Below are 15,995 nucleotides of genomic sequence, written 5' to 3' on the forward strand. Positions count from 1 at the left end.
CCCCTCGATCACTTCGGAGAGGAAAACATGCCGCATCTGAAGAAGTCCCTCACCGTCGCCGGCGCCGCGCTGGCCCTCACCGCCCCCCTCGTCGCGACCGGTTCGCCCGCCTACGCGGCGGCCCGCGACGGCGCCTGCGACGGCGGCGAGTTCTGCTACTACTACAACAGCAACGAGGCCGGCTCGATCTCCGACTTCACCACCTCGATCGGCGACTACGGCACCACCCAGCCGTCCTGCTACGACTTCAAGGGCGCCGGGAACGGCAAGGGCCTCTGCGTCAAGAACAACGCGGCGTCGGTGTGGAACCGCACCAGCCACACGGTGCGGGTCTACTACAACAGCAACTACGGCGGCGCGCACCAGGACTTCGCGGCCGGCGCGAAGGGCAACCTCAACTCGACGCTCAAGAACAACAACGCCTCCCACCAGATCCTCGACGGGTCGGGGCAGGCGCCGCGCAACGACTACGACGGGAACGCGCGCGGGTTCGCGCAGAACAACTGCACCGCGTTCGCGGCGTGGCGGATCGCGAGCCGGCTCGGCGTCCCGAGCTTCAGCAACTCGTGGAAGACCACCTGGGGCAACGCCGGCACCTGGGACGACGCCGCCCGCCGGGTCGGCGTGACCGTCAACAAGACGCCGTCGGTCGGCGCGATCGCCGTCAACGACGTCCACAAGGTCGGCCACGTCGCCTACGTCAACCGGGTCTACTCCGACGGCTCGTTCGACGTCGAGGAGTACAACTGGAACAACCCGCTCGCCTACGGCACGCGCTCGCACGTGCACGTGAGCAACGCCCAGGCCGACTTCCAGTGGATGCTCCACTTCTGAGAGGCGGCCGGACATGAGCGTTCGCGCAAGGGTGATCGGCGCCGTGACCGCCGTGGTGACGGTGCTCGCGGGAGTCGTGGCGGTGGCCGGGCCGGCGTCCGCCGCGTCCCGTGACGGCTCCTGCGACAGCGGCGAGTTCTGCTACTACTTCAACAGCAACGAGGCCGGGTCGATCTCGGACTTCACCGGCTCCCTGGACGACTACGGGACGACCCAGCCGACGTGCTACGAGTTCAAGGGCGCGGGCAACGGCAAGGGCGTCTGCGTGAAGAACAACGCGGCGTCGGTGTGGAACCGCACCAGCCACACGGTGCGGGTCTACTACAACAGCAACTACGCCGGCTCCTACCAGGACTTCGCCGCCGGGGCGAAGGGCAACCTCAACGCCACCCTGAAGAACAACAACGCCTCCCACCAGATCCTGGTGTCGCAGCCCAGCGGCTGCAAGACCGACGGATCCAACACCACGCTCCCGTCCTCGATCCTGGTGTACCGGGTCGGCCTCGGCCGCGTGGACCGGGTCGACTTCAAGACCTACGTCAAGAACGTCCTCCCGAACGAGTGGATCTCCAGCTGGCCGAGCGCCTCGCTCGACGCCGGGGCGATGGCCGTGAAGAGCTACGCCTGGTACTGGGCGCTGCACTCGACCCGCAAGACCTCGGGCGGGGCGTGCTACGACGTCCGGGACGACACGGGCGACCAGGTGTACCGGCCGTCGTCGGCGGTGTCGTCGACGTCCGCCGCCGTCGACCGCACGTGGTCGACGCGGATGACCCGCAGCGGCAACATCCTGATGGCCCACTACTGCTCCACCACGACCGCCTGCGGCGCGTGGGTGGACGGGAACTGGATGTCGCAGTACGGCTCGCGCGACATGGCGAACGCCGGCTCGGACTTCCGGGCGATCCTCCGCCACTACTACCGGGACATCGTCCTGTCCTGACGGTCCCTCCCCGCAAGGCGGGGTGCCGGGCGGCCCACCCGGCACCCCGCCGCCGCATGCCCGCTTAAGGGCGGCCGGTGGGGTCAGGGCGCGGACGGGGCGCCGGAGCCGGCGGTCGGGGTCGGGGCGGGCGCGGTCGGGGGGCTCGCCGGCCGGTCGTCCTCGGTCGGCTTGGGGCCGGCGAAGAGCACGACCTGGCCGGGCGCCCAGAGGACGGCGTCGTGCACGTACCAGTTCCCGGGCACCTGCCCCGGGTAGCGCGCCACGCTCTCGTTGCCCACCATGACCCGGTACTCGGGCACGGTGATGTGCCGCTGCTTCAGCGCGGCCAGCACCTCCGACACGGGACGCTTGCGGAACACCATCCCGTGCATGGCCTCGCCGCGCGCGTCCGCCCGGTTGCTGCTCTGGTACTGCTCGCCGGGACGCGCCGCGCGCCCGAAGACGATCTGGGCGCTGCCGGTGTAGCCGATCCGGATCCGCACCCCCACCGTGCAGTCGTCCCCGCCGCTCGCGACCTCGCAGGCGCCCTTGACCCGGATCTCGGAGACGTCGCCGGGGCGGGTCCCCTCGCTGGTGCCCTCCATCACGACGGTGCCGACGACCGTGGGCGAGGAGGGCACCAGCTTCAGGTCGACGTCCAGGCCGTGCGCGGCGAACTCCTTCCTGTACCGCGCGGGGTCGGCGTACGGGTCGCGGATCCGCACGTCGATGTAGTGGCCCTTGCGGGTGAAGGTGAGCGCGGCGGCCAGCTGGACCCGCGGGTGCGCGCCCCCGGACGGCGCGTGCCCTCCCGGGTCGCCGGAGCCCCCCGGCCGGGCGACGAGCACCGCGGCGACGGTCGCGGCGGCGACGCCGGTGGCCAGCAGCGGCAGCCCGATGGCGAGGCGGCGGCGCGCCCGGCGCGGGGCCGGGACGGCGGCGGTGTCGGCGGGCTCGGCGGTGTCGGCGGGTGCGAGCATGATCCGCCCGGCGAGGTCGGCGGCGGTGTCGTCGGTGAGCAGGTCGGCGGCGGTGTCGTCGGTGACGGGGGCGATGCGGCCGACGAGCCGGTCGATGTCGTGGTTCATGCGCGTTCTCCGTTGATGGCCGCTGCGGGCAGTGCGTGGGCGTGCGGGACGGGCGCCTCGTGCCGGTCGAGGGCGCGGGCGAGCCGGCGGCGGGCCCGGTGCAGCCGGATCCGGACCGCGTTGCGCGAGCAGCCGAGCACGGCGGCGATCTCGGCGCGGTCCAGGCCCTCCCAGCCGACGAGCGCCAGCAGCTCCCGGTCGTCGTCGGACAACTCGCCGAACGCCGCCGCGATCGCCGCGAGGTCCCCTTCGGGCGCGGCCGGGCGGTGCGCGGCGAGGTCGGTCCGCAGCCGCCCGGCGAGGTCGCCGACCAGCGCGGACCTGCGGCGCTCGCCCCGGTGGTGGTTCGCCAGGACGCGGCGGGCGACGCCGTACAGCCACGGCTTCGCCGCGTCGCCGGGCGGGACGTCGTCCAGCCGCCGCCAGGCGATCAGGAAGGTCTCGGCGAGCACGTCGGCCGCGTCCTGCGGGTCGGCGGTGCGCCGCAGCGCGTAGCCGAGGATCCGGGCGCGGTGGGCCGCGTAGACGGACTCGAAGCGGTGTCGCCGTTCGTCGGGTGGTCGTGGAGCCTCGGGGCTGGGCGGCACGTGACTTCCTCTCGCCGTGGGGGGACCGGACGACCACCACATGTCCGCATAAGGCCGAGCATTTCACCGCCGCGCCCCGGCGCCCGCGCGGCCGCGGCGCCCGTGCGGCCGCGGCGCCCGTGCGGCCGCGGCGCCCCCTAGAATTCCGCAGGTGGCCGCCTATCACGATCATGATGCGTTCGAGGGCCTGGACACCTCGGCCCTGCCTCCGCGCCAGCAGCGGATCCTGGTCGCGATCCGGGACTGGGTCGTCCGGTACGGCTACCCGCCGAGCACCCGGCAGATCGGCGACGCCGTCGGGCTGCGGTCCGCGTCGTCGGTGTCGCGGCACCTGGCGAGCCTGGAGGACAAGGGTTTCCTGCGCCGCGGCGCCGCGGTGGCCCGCCCGATCGACGTCCGGTCGTTCCTGCGGGACGGCCCCGCCGAGGCGCCCGCCGGCGACTCGGTGCCCGTCCCGGTCGTCGGCGACATCGCGGCGGGCGTGCCCATCACGGCCGAGCAGCACGCCGACGACACCCTGTCGCTGCCCCGCGAGCTGGTCGGGCGCGGCAACGTGTTCGCGCTGTGGGTGCGCGGCGACTCGATGATCGAGGCCGCGATCTGCGACGGGGACACCGTCGTGGTCCGGCAGCAGCCGGAGGCGCACTCGGGGCAGATCGTCGCCGCGATGATCGACGGCGAGGCCACCGTCAAGGTCTACCGGCGCCGCGACGGGCACGTCCTGCTGGAACCCCGCAACCCCGCCTACGAGGTGATCGACGGCGACCGCGCGGTCATCCTGGGCATCGTCGTCTCGGTCCTGCGCAGCGTCTGAGCCGTCCCGCCGCCGCACGCCGCCGGATCAGCCGGCGGGCGGGCGGCGCGCCCCTTCGGCCAGCCGGCCGGCGAGGCCGAGGACGAGGTCGCGGAGCTCGTCCGGCCGCTCGATGGCGAAGGGCCGGTCGAGCGAGGCGAGGAGCGCGGGCAGCCAGTCGAGCCGTTCGGCCCGCAGCTCGACGCGGTGCCAGCGCTCGTCCGCCGGGTCCTCTTCGCCGGCGGGTTCGTCCAGGGTCGCGATGGACGCGGGGATGCGGGCGCGGATCTGCTCGGCCGTCCCGTGGATCCGCAACGTCACCTCGTGCCGGTAGGGCGCCGTGGCGAACCCGGACAGGACGCGTTCCGCCGGATCCGGCCCGGCGGGCGCCTCGAAGGAGCCGGGCAGCGTGCGGGCGTCCGTGATGCGGTCGAGGCGGAAGGTGCGGTTCTCGCCGATCCCGGTGTCCTCGCCGGTGACGTACCAGCGGCCCGAATGGCTGACGATCCCGTACGGGTGCAGGGTGCGGTCGGTGCGGCGGCCCTCCCGGTCGCCGTACCGGAACGAGACGGGACGGCGGTGGCGCACGGCGTCGGCGAGCGTGAGCAGCGTCCCTGTGTCGGGCGCGGCGGTCCCGCCGGACGGCCGGGTGAACGCGAGCGACTCCTGCACGGCGTCGAGCCGGTCGGCGAGGGCCTTGGGGAGCACCCGACGGATCTTTGCCGCCGCCGTCTCGCTCGCGGTACCGGCCGCGGTGGTCAGGCCCGCGCGGCGTCCGGCGACCAGGCCGAGCAGCACGGCGAGCGCCTCGTCGTCGTTGAGCATCAGCGGCGGCAGCCGGTGCCCGCGGGCGAGGCGGTACCCGCCGTAGCGGCCGCGCACCGCCTCGACGGGCACGCCGAGGTCCAGCAGCTGGTCGACGTACCGCCGGACGGTCCGGCCCTCGACGCCGAGCCGGTCGGCCAGCTCCGCGATCGTCCGGGTGCCGCCGGACTGGAGCAGTTCGAGGAGCGTCAGCACGCGGCCGGTGGGTCGGGACATGTTTCCGAGCTTATGGCGAATAGTGGACCGATTCTGTCCACTATCCCCTCTAGCGTGCGAAACACCACGGCACCGCGAACCCAGGAGGAACCGCCATGGACTTCGTCTCGATCCGCGTCATCACCGAGGACGTCGCCCGCCTCGTCGAGTTCTACGAGAAGGTCACCGGCGTCCAGGCGAGCTGGGCCACCGAGGACTTCGCCGAGATCCGCACCCCGCACGCGACCCTCGCGATCGCGAGCACCCGCACCGTCCCGCTGTTCGCGCCGGGCTCGTCCCGCCCCGCCGACAACCACAGCGTGATCATCGAGTTCCTCGTCGACGACGTGGACCGGGTGCACGCGGACCTGACCGGGTACGTCGGCGAGTTCGTCACCGAGCCGACCACGATGCCGTGGGGCAACCGGGCGCTGCTGTTCCGCGACCCCGACGGCAACCTCGTCAACTTCTTCACCCCCGTCACCCCGGAGGCGATCGCGAAGTTCGGCCGCTGACCCCGGCGCCCGCCGGGACGGGCCGGTCAGGCGGACGCGACGGTGCGCGCCCAGGCGTAGTCGGGCTTCCCGACCGGGGTGCGGCGCACGGCGTCCACGAACCGGTAGACGCGCGGCACCTTGTACCCGGCGAGCCTGGCGCGGCAGTGCGCGGTGAGGGCCTCCTCGTCGGCGGGCGTCCCGTCCGCCCAGGCCAGGACGGCGGCGACGCGGTGGCCGAACCTCGGGTCGGCGACGCCGACGACCACGGCGTCCGCGACGGACGGGTGGGCGCGCAGGGCCGTCTCGACCTCCTCCGCGAACACCTTCTCGCCGCCGCTGTTGATGACGAGCGAACCGCGGCCCAGCAGCGTGACCGTGCCGTCGTCCTCGACGCGGGCGTGGTCGCCCTGCAGCGCCCATCGCCTGCCGTCGCGGTCGCGGACGAACGTCGCGGCGGTCTTCGCGTCGTCGCCCCAGTAGGCGAGGGGGATCGGCCCGGTGCGGGCCACCAGCCCCTCGGCGCCGGGCGGCACCGGGCGCAGGTCGTCGCCGAGCACCGCGAAGCCGGGGGCGAGCCGGAACCGGCCGTCGCCGACGCTGACGCCCATCGCGCCGGTCTCGGTGCCGCCGAGGTTGTCGGAGATGTACACCTCCGGCAGCGCCGCCCGCAGCCGCTCCTGCACGGCGGACGACAGCGGCGCGCCGCCCGACCCGAACCCGACGATCTCCAGATCGCGGTGCGCCCCGGTGGCCAGCTCGTCCGCGACGGGACCGGCCATCCCGTTGCCGACCAGCATGAACACCTGGCTGTGCTCGCGGGCGGCGAGCTCCAGCGCGGCCCGCGCGTCGAAGTGCCGGCCCGTCCACAGGATCGCCGTGCCGCCGGTGGTGAGGGAGATCAGCGTCATCCACTGGCCGCCGCCGTGCATCAGCGGCGCGTGCACCTGGATGCGCAGCGGCGGGCGCCCGGCGCATCCGGCCAGCTCGTCCGGGGACGTGACGACCGAGCCGCCGCCGTAGGCGCCGCCGCCGAGGGCCGCGAAGAACAGGTCCTCCGACCGCCAGAGCACGCCCTTGGGCAGGCCGGTGGTGCCGCCGGTGTAGAGCAGGTAGGGGTCGTCGGACGAGCGCGGCCCGAAGTCCCGGTCCGGGGACGCGGCGGCCAGCGCCTTCTCGTACTCGTTGTCGGCGGACGTCCCGTCGCCTTCGCCGCCGACGCCGTCGTCGATGGCGACGATGTGCCGCAGCGACGGCAGCCGGGCGCGGTCGACGCCGCCCAGCAGCGACCGCTCGGCGACCAGCGCGACGCACCCCGCGTCGCCGAGCAGGTGCGCGAGCTCCCCGGCGACGTACCGGTAGTTGACGTTGACGGCGGCGGCGCGCAGTTTGAAGCAGCCGAGCATCGTCTCGACCCATTCGGCCCGGTTGTAGGCCAGGATCCCGACGTGGTCGCCCGGCTCCACGCCGGCGCCGGCCAGGTGGTGCGCCACGCGGTTCGCGCGCGCGTCCAGCTCCGCGTACGTCAGCCGGGACGGCCCGGCGACGAGCGCCGTGCGGTCCGGGCAGGCGTCCGCGACGATCTCGAACAGGTCCGCGAGGTTGAACGACCGCTCCGCGTCCGGCCCGGTCATGCACGCGCTCCGCGCACCAGCCGGCCCGGCAGCTCGCCGGTGTGCTCGCCGTCCGCGAAGACCTGCGTCCCGGAGACGAACGTCGCGAGGTACCCGTCGGCGCGCTGCACCAGCCGGCGCCCGCCCGCGGGCAGGTCGTACAGCACCTCGGGGCGGCGGTTCGCGACGCGGTCGAAGTCGATGAGGTTGAGGTCGGCCTTCATGCCCGGCGCGATGACCCCGCGGTCGCGCAGCCCGTACAGGCGGGCCGTGTCGCGGGTCATCAGCCGCACCACGTGTTCGAGCGGCAGCGTCTCGCCGCGCCGCCGGTCCCGCGCCCAGTGGCTCAGCATGGTCGTGGGCAGCGACGCGTCGCAGATGAAGCCGCAGTGCGCGCCGCCGTCGCCGAGCCCGAGCACCGCGCGCGGGTGGGTGAGCATCTCGCGGACCGGGTCGAGGTTGCGTTCGGAGTAGTTCAGCAGCGGCAGCAGGAGCAGGTTGCGGCCGTCGTCCTCCAGCAGCAGGTCGTACAGCATCTCCAGCGGGTCGCGTCCCGTCGCCGCCGCGCGGGCCGCGACCGACTCGTCCGGTGCGGGCTCGTAGTCGGGACGGTCGTCGTCCAGCGGGAACAGCCGGTCCAGGCAGCCGCGGACCATGGCCGCGAGCAGGTCCTCCTCGGGCGGGCGCTCGGCGAGGATCCGCGCGCGGACGCCCGGGTCCCGCATCCGCGCGACCCGTTCCGGCAGCGGCAGCAGCGCCAGCTCGGCGACGTACGTCGGATGGTCGCCGAACGCGTGCAGCGTCTCCAGCCCGATCAGCATCCCGAACGGGCGGCCCGCCACCTGCGGATGCAGCTGCGCGTCGGTGCCGGCCGACAGCTCCATCAGCTCCCGCCACAGGTCCGGCGCGGCGTCGACCTGCAGCAGCGCGAACGACACCGGCCGCCCGATCGCCTCCGACAGCCGCCGCATCCAGCGGACCTCGTCCGGCGGCGCGTTGACGTCCTCGCCGGCGGCCCCGGCGGGCGCGATCTCGTACACGCCGGTGCCCAGCTCGCGGAGCGCCTCGCCGATCCCGAACAGCTCGTCCTCGGCGGCGAACGTGCCGGGCACCGGCTCGCCGTCGATCGCCCGGTGCGCGAGCGTCCGGGAGGTGGAGAAGCCGAGCGCGCCCGCGGCCACGCCCTCCTTGACGATCGCCTTCATCGCGGCGATGTCCTCGGCGGTGGCGGGCTCGTTGCGGGCGCCGCGCTCGCCCATCACGTACGCGCGGACGGCGCCGTGCGGCACCTGCGTGCCGAGGTCCATGGTGCGGGGCGTGCGCTCCAGCGCGTCGAGGAACTGCGGGAAGCTCTCCCACTCCCAGGTGATGCCCTCGGCGAGCGCGCTGCCGGGGATGTCCTCGACGCCCTCCATCAGCCCGATCAGCCAGTCGTGCCGGTCGGTCCGGGCGGGCGCGAACCCGACGCCGCAGTTGCCCATGACCGCCGTGGTGACCCCGTGCCAGGACGACGGGGCCAGGATCGGGTCCCAGGTGGCCTGCCCGTCGTAGTGGGTGTGGATGTCGACGAAGCCGGGGGTGAGCAGCGCGCCGTCCGCGTCGACCGTGCGGCGGCCGGGGCCGGCGCCGCGGCCGACCGCGGTGATCCGGCCGCCGGTGACGGCGACGTCGGCGGGGTAGGGGGGCGCTCCGGTGCCGTCCACGACCCGGGCGTTCCTGATCACCAGATCATCCATCGGGGTCACTCCTCGCGGCGCGTCCTGAGACTTATGTCTAGACGAGCGTCTCCGACCGAACAAGCGATTGGCCGCTACCTGCCATCGTGACCCCGCGCCGCACCCCCGGCAAGCGGCCCCGGCGCGGCGGCGCGGACGGCCCGCGCCACCCCGTCCGGGTGCGTGAGCTGGGGATGGCCGCCCGCGCCCTCGATGATCGTTACGGTGACCTGCGGAAACGCGGCCATCAGGTCGGCGGCCGGCGGATCGTCGGAGCCGGCGATGACGTGCACGGGCCCCGGATACCGGCGCAGCGCGGCGCGGAGATCCGTCCGCCACCCCGGCCGCGCCGCTGCGGTGAGGAGCCGGGCGGCCTCGGCGGCGGTGCCGCGCCGCAGGTCCGCCGCGCTCGACTCCAGCGCGGCCGCGTGCGCCGCCGTGCCGGTGAGCCGCTCGGCCAGCGCCTTCGGCGACGCGCGCCGCAGGTACCGGTGGCCGCCCGTCACGTTCGTGGCGCGGGCCTGGAGGAAGAACGGCGCCACCAGCGTGAGCCGGTCCACCGCCCCCGGACGGGCGGCGGCGGCCTCGACGGCGGCGGCCGCGCCGATCGCATGGCCGACCAGGTGGCGGGCGCCGGTCTCGTCCACGAGCGCGGCCAGCCATGCCGCCCAGTCGCCGCGTCCCCCGGCGCTCATCCCCAGGCCCGGCAGGTCGACGGCGCGGGCGTTCCCCAGCGCCGCGACGACCGGGGCCCACGTGTCGGCGTTCACCGGCAGGCCCGGAAGGACGACCGTCGGCGCGCCCGGCTCGCCGAGCTCGAACGTCCGGAACCCGCCGGGCGCGGTGAACCGCCGGCCGGCGGCGGGCGCGTCCCCGAAGCGGTGCGCCGCCAGGTGGTCGGCCCAGCGGCGGATCGTCGCGGCGGTGTCCGGCACGGCGAGCCCGTGCCGCGCCTCGAACGCCGACGCCGAAGCGGTCGGGTAGCGGTCCTCCGACAGGAACGTCAGGGTCTCCGGATCCGCCTTGGTGAGCCACCGCGGCAGGCGCCTGACCAGGGAGACCGGGATCCGCACCCGCGGCGCCCCCACCCGGTAGTGCTCCGCGACGAGGCGGAGCAGGTCCGGGAGCGCGGGTGTGGCGTCGTCCAGCAGCCAGTACGCGGTGCCCTCGGCCTCCTCGTCCTGCGGAAGGAGCGCCATGAACCTGGCGAGGTGATCGACCGCCACCACCGGGACGAACGTCCGCGCGTTCCCCGGCACCGCCGGGAGCGCGCCCTGCCAGACGTCCCGCACGGTCGCCGCGAGCCCGAGGTACTGGTCGGACTCGCCGGTGCCGCTGTCGCCGATCACGCTGGACGGGTTGACGATCGTCCATGGGACGCCCAACCGCGCCGCCTCGGCCTGGAACAGCGCGTCCGCCTCCGCCTTGGACGCCTCGTACGGGCCGAGCGCCCGGTAGGCCGCCCGCCTGCGCTCCGCGCTCCACACCGCCGGGTCCTGGCCGCCCACCCGGTACCCCGAGACGTGGACGAGCCGGCGCAGGCGCGGCAGCCGCGCCGCGAACGCGACGACCGCGCGGACGCCGTCGACGTTCGCGCGGCGCGCCTCGTCCGCCGCCATCCCGAAGCGGTACGCGCCGGCGCAGTTGTAGACCTCGGTGACGTCGCCGCACCCGTCGTCGGCCAGGGGGAGCGGCGCGGTGAAGTCGGCCCGCAGGTCGGCGGGTGGCTCGCCGTGCCCGTGCTCGGCCAGCCATCGGGCGAGCCGCCGGTGGGACGCGGCGCTGCGGTTCGCCGTGCTGACGCGCACGCCGGCGCGGCCGAGCGCGAGGACGAGGTGGCGCCCGATGAAGCCGGTGGCGCCGAACACCAGCGCGTGCCGGCCGCCGGCGGCCGGCGCGGATTCCGTGGTTGCGATCACGGTCGAGACAATAGACCGGTCTACCTAGTTCGTCGAGCGCGACGGGGCGGGCGACCACGGCGACACCCCGCCGCCGAACGTCCGGAAATCCCCGACCCCGCCCGATCGCGGGAAACAAAAAAGGCGAGGAGTTCGCGAACTCCCCGCCACTATCAACATATAGCGCAGAGGGGGGCTTGCGGCAAGACCCCCGTCATGCCGCAGAATCTCCGGCTGGCGCCGGAACCCCGCGGAGAACGATCAGGTGCGCATGCCCGAATCCGCGGCGGATCCGGCGGAAGAAGATGCCGGAGAACGGGGGAATTCATGGTCGACGTGATCATCATCGGTGCCGGGCCGACCGGGCTGATGCTGGCAGGCGAGCTGCGGCTGCACGGGGTGCGGGTGCTCGTGCTCGACAAGGAGGCGGAACCGGTCACGTTCATCCGCGCGCTCGGAATGCACGTCCGCAGCATCGAGGTGATGGATCAGCGCGGCCTGCTGGAACGGTTCCTCGCGCACGGGCGGAAATACCCGCTCGGCGGATTCTTCGCCGGCATCCGCAAGCCCGCGCCCGAAGGGCTGGACACCGCGCACCCCTACGTCCTCGGCATTATGCAGCCCGTCACCGAGCGCCTGCTCGCCGAGCACGCCGCCGAGGCCGGCGCGGAGATCTGGCGCGGCTGCGAGCTCACCGGCCTGAGCCAGGACGAGGAAGGCGTGACCGCCGAACTGGCCGACGGCACCCGGCTCCGCGCCCGCTACCTCGTCGGCTGCGACGGGGGCCGCAGCACGGTGCGCAAGCTCGCCGGCATCGGCTTCCCCGGCGAGCCCGCCACGGCCGAGACGCTGATCGGCGAGATGGAGGTCACCGAGGCCCCCGAGGTGATCGCCGAGATCGTCGCGAAGGTCCGCGAGACCGAGCTGTTCTTCGGCGCCATGCCGCTGGAAGGCGGGGTGCACCGGCTCATCGTGCCCGCGGACGGCGTGGCCGGCGACCGCGATGTCCCGCCGACCCTGGAGGAGTTCGCCGGCCGACTGCGGGCGTACGCCGGCACCGACTTCGGCGTCCGCGCGCCGCGCTTCCTGTCCCGGTTCGGCGACGCCACCCGGCTCGCGGACCGGTTCCGCGACGGCCGGGTGCTGCTGGCCGGCGACGCGGCGCACGTCCACCCGCCGATGGGCGGCCAGGGCCTCAACCTCGGCGTCCAGGACGCGTTCAACCTCGGCTGGAAGCTGGCGGCCGAGGTCGCCGGATGGGCGCCGGATGACCTGCTGGACACCTACGAGGCCGAGCGCCGCCCGGTCGCCGCGGACGTGCTGGACAACACCCGCGCGCAGTCGGTGCTGATGTCGTCCCAGCCCGGGCCGCGGGCGGTGCGCCGGCTGGTCGCGGAGCTGATGGACGTCGGCGAGGTGAACCGGCGCCTCACCGAGAAGATCATCGCGATCGGCGTCCGGTACGACCTCGGCGAGGACCACGACCTGGCCGGCCGGCGGATGCGGGACGTGCCCCTGGAGACCGGCCGGCTCTACGAGCTGATGCACGAGGGGCGCGGGCTGCTCCTCGACCGGACCGGCCGCCTCTCGGCCGACGGGTGGAAGGACCGCGTCGACCACGTCACCGGCCTCGGCGCCGAGCCGGACGTGCCCGCCGCGCTCCTGCGGCCGGACGGCCACGTCGCGTGGATCGGCGACGACCAGCGGGAACTGCTCGTCCACCTGCGCCGGTGGTTCGGGGTCAGCGGCACAGATCGGCGATGAGCTCCGGGAACCGCGGGAACTCCGCCTGCGCGGCCTCGACGATCTCGGCGGGGGAGCGCTCGCGGCCGGGCGCGTGGCGTTCGGCGATCGCGCGGAACGCCTCGTTCGGCTCCGCCGTCCCGTCGGGGCCCTCCAGGGCCTCGGCGGGCCCGAGGCCGGCGGCGAAGATCCAGAGCAGGTCGCCGAGGTCGCGGGCGACCACGGCGCGGTCGCCCTCGGAGCCGACGTAGACGACGGGCTGCTCGACGACCGGGGCGCCGGGGCGCACCAGCCAGAAGCCGGTGTAGTCGCCGCCCCCGGTCGTGCCGAAGAAGCGGAACTCGGCGCCGTCGACCTCCTTGTTGCCGGTCCACAGCCGGAACCACCAGGCGGTCCGTTCGGGCTCCTCGAACCGCTCGTACAGCTCGTAGTCGCAGCCGCGGGCCTCGTCGGTCTCGTCGTCGTACTCCCACTCGAAGCCGATCGCGGCCACCTCGGCCAGGGCCGCGGGCAGAGCGAGGTCGTCAGGTGCGTTCGCCACCCGCGAAGACTAAACGATCAGCCGCGCGGGCCGTCCCGGAAAGTACTTGACGGATTGGAAAGTAGAAAGTACTTTCCATCATGGCAAGTATTTGACGAGGCAGACAGGAGTCCCCCCATGGAGCAGCCCCCGGCCCCCGCCGACGCCCTCGCCGAGATCCAGCGGACCCAGCGGCAGGCCATGGCCGCCCAGCGGCTCCCGGTCTGGTACGCGCCGAGCGTCGTGGCCCTGGGCACCGCCGCCGCGGTCGGCGCCGAACTCGGCGGCACCGCCCAGAAGGCCCTCACCATCGCCGCCGCCGCGGGCCTCGCCGCCCTGACCGCCGCGCTCGCCGCCCGCGTCCGCGTCAAGTGGCGGGCCTCCACCTGGACGCTGAGCGCCGGCACCCGGATGGCGCTGTGGATCGTCTCGGTCCTCGCCGTCTGGGGCGTCGTCCCGCTGATCGCCGGCACGGCCACCGACTCCGCCGCCTGGCAGAAGGCCGCCGCCGGGCTCGTCACCGCGCTCTACGCGGCGGCGACGACCCGCTGGATCGAGAAGCAGGTGCAGGCGCACAGCGGCGGCCGGGTGGTCCGGTGAACCTCGACCCGGTGATCCACGCCCCCGCGCGCCTGCAGATCGTCTCCCTGCTCGCCGCCGCGACCGAGGCCGAGTTCGCGTTCGTCCGCGACACCCTCGAGATCAGCGACTCCGTCCTGTCCAAGCACGCGAGCGCCCTGGAGAACGCCGGCTACGTCGAGATCCGCAAGGGCCACGTCGGCAAGCGCCCCCGCACCTGGCTCAAGCTCACCCGCGAGGGCCGCCGGGCCTTCACCGCCTACGTGGCCGACCTCCAGCGGATCGTCGGGCAGCCCCTCACCCCGCCCGGCCCCCTGCCTCCTGACAGCCGCTGCCAGTAGAGTTCTGGGATGGCCGGTGAACGCTTCGAGGTAATCTGCGAGATCGAGCCGCCCGTGCGGCCGGAACTGGCGCGGGTGCGCCACCAGATCGGCGTGCTGAGCCCGGTCGCCGACTCGTTCCTGATCCCCGACAACCACATCGGGCGCGCGACGGTGTCGAGCGTCGCGGTCGCGCACGAGGTGCAGGCGATGGGCGCGTCCGGGATCGCGTGCCTGAACTCGCGGGACCGCAACCTCCTCGGTTTCCGGCGGGACCTCCTCACCGCCGCCGCGTACGGGGTCGACCGGTTCCTCTTCGTCTACGGCGACAAGCCCACCGCGGGCGGCCGGACGAGCGAACTGACGGTGCGCGCCATGATCGAGGAGGCGCGCGGCGCGGCCGAGGACCCGGTGTTCGCGGGCTGCGGGCCGTTCCGGGCCGGTGTCGCCACGGGTCTGCGCCCCGTTCCACCGTGGAAGGCGCAGGCCGACTTCGTCTTCGTGCAGGTCAGCTACTCGCTGGAGGCCCTGCTGCGGTGGCGGGAGAGCGTCCGGCTGGACGTCCCCGTCTACGCCGGGGTGATGGTGCTGGCCAGCGCCGGCATGGCGCGCAACCTGGCCGCCAAGATCCCCGACATCGCGATCCCCGACGACCTGGTCGCGGCGGTCGAGCGGGACCGGGACGCGGGGGTGGACGCCGCGTGCGAGCACGTGCTGGCCATCCGCGACAGCGGCGCCTTCGACGGCGTGCATCTGGTCCCGGTGAGCAGGTACCGGCAGGTGGCCGCCCGCTTGGAACGGGATCTCTGAGGCGCGTTCACGGGCGGTGGTCGCCTGGCGGGGTGCCGTAGGCGGCTTTGAAGGCGCGGTTGAAGGACGAGGCGTCCGGGAAGCCCCAGCGCGCCCCGATCTCCGCGACGGTCGTCCTCGCGAGCCGCGGGTCCGCCAGATCGGTGCGGCAGCGTTCCAGGCGGCGCGTCCGGACGAACGCGCCGAGGCTCTGGCCGTCCTCGTGGAAGAGGTGGTGGAGGTAGCGCACGGAGATGTGGTGCGCCGCGGCGACCGTTGAAGGCGACAGGTCCGGCTCGTGCAGATGTGCGAGGACGAACGCCTTGATGCGCAGGACGAGCGCCTCCTGCCGCGTCGGCGCCGGGACGGCGTCGTCCGCGTCGGCGAGTCCGGCGAGGAAGGCCGTCGCGAGACCGGAGGCCGCCGACCCCAGATGGGGAGCGGCGCCGCCGTCGAGCGCCGACGCCTGCTCCGCGCACCCGGCCAGGAAGCCGGCGAGGAGGTCTCCCGCCCCGGACCGCGACGGCAGCGGCCGCGCGACCAGGCCGCGCAGCTTCCGGTCCGGGAGCGGCAGCGCGTGCCGGGGGAGATGCAGCATCACCACGCCCGCCTCGCTGCGGCACGCCTCCGCCTCGAACGGGTGGGACGTGTCGTAGAGGACGAGGTCGCCGGCGTGGAGGCCGGCCTCGTTGCGGTCCTGCTCCAGGCGCAGGAACCCCGTGCGGACGAGCGCCACCACCCACCATTCCGGGTCGGAGTGCCGGATCAGCCGGCGCGTCCGGGTGGAGCGCAGCGCGGAGAAGCGCAGGATCGACGCCTGGACCGCGCCCATCTCCAGCCGGTTCGCGGCCGCGTGGAAGTCCGCCTCGGGATCGGCGGCGATGCGGGTCGGCACGAGGTCGCGGGCCGTGAGGTCGCGCCACCAGTCGAGGCGCTCTCCGGGCGGCAGGTCGGAGCTGCGCATCTCCATGTCGCACTCCCTCGGCGGTATTGCGCTGAAAGTCGATTATCTCTGCGCTCGCGGCCGATGACACGCCCTCGCCGCGGTGCGATCATCGGCCGGACGGCCGCTGCCGA

At 74.2% G+C, this 15,995-nt stretch carries 16 protein-coding genes; 8 read left to right on the forward strand and 8 right to left on the reverse strand.

Features of this window, described 5'->3' with window-relative positions; all coding sequences use genetic code 11:
* The first annotated feature begins 27 nt into the window (after positions 1-27).
* Both J4709_RS10405 and J4709_RS10410 read left to right on the forward strand, forming a co-directional pair.
* Positions 28-834, forward strand: coding sequence for a CHAP domain-containing protein (locus tag J4709_RS10405; protein ID WP_208239571.1), 807 nt, complete (start codon positions 28-30; stop codon positions 832-834).
* 13 nt (positions 835-847) lie between these two features.
* Entirely contained in the window at positions 848-1,777 is a 930-nt protein-coding gene (locus J4709_RS10410) for a peptidase inhibitor family I36 protein (protein WP_208239572.1), read from the forward strand.
* An 83-nt stretch (positions 1,778-1,860) separates the two neighbouring features.
* On the opposite strand, the gene J4709_RS10415 is transcribed toward J4709_RS10410, so the two are convergent.
* Positions 1,861-2,847, reverse strand: coding sequence for a hypothetical protein (locus tag J4709_RS10415; RefSeq protein ID WP_208239574.1), 987 nt, complete (start codon positions 2,845-2,847; stop codon positions 1,861-1,863).
* Positions 2,844-3,434: an RNA polymerase sigma factor gene (locus tag J4709_RS10420; RefSeq protein WP_307801128.1), complete on the reverse strand. Its 591-nt coding sequence runs from the start codon at positions 3,432-3,434 to the stop codon at positions 2,844-2,846. Before J4709_RS10420 ends, J4709_RS10415 begins: the two co-directional genes overlap by 4 nt.
* Positions 3,435-3,585: 151 nt before the next feature.
* Between J4709_RS10420 and lexA the strand changes: the two genes are divergently transcribed.
* Positions 3,586-4,248 carry a transcriptional repressor LexA gene (gene lexA / locus J4709_RS10425; protein WP_443608300.1) on the forward strand — a complete coding sequence of 221 codons (663 nt, stop codon included), beginning with the start codon at positions 3,586-3,588 and terminating at the stop codon, positions 4,246-4,248.
* 27 nt (positions 4,249-4,275) lie between these two features.
* Here lexA and J4709_RS10430 read toward each other — a convergent pair whose 3' ends face one another.
* On the reverse strand, positions 4,276-5,268 hold the full coding sequence (locus tag J4709_RS10430; protein WP_208239576.1) for a helix-turn-helix transcriptional regulator: 993 nt from the start codon (positions 5,266-5,268) through the stop codon (positions 4,276-4,278).
* A 95-nt stretch (positions 5,269-5,363) separates the two neighbouring features.
* Here J4709_RS10430 and J4709_RS10435 point away from each other — a divergent pair, with 95 nt between their 5' ends.
* Positions 5,364-5,762: a VOC family protein gene (locus J4709_RS10435; RefSeq protein WP_208239577.1), complete on the forward strand. Its 399-nt coding sequence runs from the start codon at positions 5,364-5,366 to the stop codon at positions 5,760-5,762.
* A gap of 26 nt (positions 5,763-5,788) precedes the next feature.
* On the opposite strand, the gene J4709_RS10440 is transcribed toward J4709_RS10435, so the two are convergent.
* The 3 genes from J4709_RS10440 to J4709_RS10450 all read right to left on the reverse strand — a co-directional run bounded on the left by J4709_RS10440 (position 5,789) and on the right by J4709_RS10450 (position 10,988).
* Entirely contained in the window at positions 5,789-7,375 is a 1,587-nt protein-coding gene (locus J4709_RS10440; RefSeq protein ID WP_208239578.1) for an AMP-binding protein, read from the reverse strand.
* Positions 7,372-9,090: an N-acyl-D-amino-acid deacylase family protein gene (locus J4709_RS10445; protein ID WP_208239579.1), complete on the reverse strand. Its 1,719-nt coding sequence runs from the start codon at positions 9,088-9,090 to the stop codon at positions 7,372-7,374. Before J4709_RS10445 ends, J4709_RS10440 begins: the two co-directional genes overlap by 4 nt.
* Positions 9,091-9,164: 74 nt before the next feature.
* Positions 9,165-10,988, reverse strand: a complete 1,824-nt coding sequence (locus J4709_RS10450; RefSeq protein WP_307801131.1) for an alpha/beta fold hydrolase — start codon at positions 10,986-10,988, stop codon at positions 9,165-9,167.
* Between the two features lie 306 nt (positions 10,989-11,294).
* Between J4709_RS10450 and rox the strand changes: the two genes are divergently transcribed.
* Positions 11,295-12,731 carry a rifampin monooxygenase gene (rox, locus tag J4709_RS10455; RefSeq protein WP_208239581.1) on the forward strand — a complete coding sequence of 479 codons (1,437 nt, stop codon included), beginning with the start codon at positions 11,295-11,297 and terminating at the stop codon, positions 12,729-12,731.
* On the opposite strand, the gene J4709_RS10460 is transcribed toward rox, so the two are convergent.
* A complete protein-coding gene (locus tag J4709_RS10460) occupies positions 12,709-13,251 on the reverse strand; it encodes an SMI1/KNR4 family protein (protein WP_307801132.1) in 543 nt (180 codons plus the stop codon). The two genes, rox and J4709_RS10460, sit on opposite strands and share 23 nt — an antisense overlap.
* Positions 13,252-13,368: 117 nt before the next feature.
* On the opposite strand from J4709_RS10460, the gene J4709_RS10465 reads away from it, so the two are divergent.
* The 3 genes from J4709_RS10465 to J4709_RS10475 are packed head-to-tail and all read left to right on the forward strand — an operon-like array spanning position 13,369 to position 14,939.
* On the forward strand, positions 13,369-13,830 hold the full coding sequence (locus J4709_RS10465; protein ID WP_208239583.1) for a hypothetical protein: 462 nt from the start codon (positions 13,369-13,371) through the stop codon (positions 13,828-13,830).
* A complete protein-coding gene (locus J4709_RS10470) occupies positions 13,827-14,150 on the forward strand; it encodes a winged helix-turn-helix domain-containing protein (protein ID WP_208239585.1) in 324 nt (107 codons plus the stop codon). Before J4709_RS10465 ends, J4709_RS10470 begins: the two co-directional genes overlap by 4 nt.
* A gap of 9 nt (positions 14,151-14,159) precedes the next feature.
* Positions 14,160-14,939 carry a methylenetetrahydrofolate reductase gene (locus J4709_RS10475; protein ID WP_208239587.1) on the forward strand — a complete coding sequence of 260 codons (780 nt, stop codon included), beginning with the start codon at positions 14,160-14,162 and terminating at the stop codon, positions 14,937-14,939.
* A 7-nt stretch (positions 14,940-14,946) separates the two neighbouring features.
* Here the strand turns inward: J4709_RS10475 and J4709_RS10480 are convergent, their stop codons facing one another.
* Positions 14,947-15,888, reverse strand: a complete 942-nt coding sequence (locus J4709_RS10480; protein ID WP_208239589.1) for a helix-turn-helix domain-containing protein — start codon at positions 15,886-15,888, stop codon at positions 14,947-14,949.
* Positions 15,889-15,995 lie beyond the last annotated feature (107 nt).

The sequence above is a fragment of the Actinomadura violacea genome (assembly GCF_017573465.1).
In the GTDB taxonomy this organism is placed as follows: domain Bacteria; phylum Actinomycetota; class Actinomycetes; order Streptosporangiales; family Streptosporangiaceae; genus Spirillospora; species Spirillospora violacea.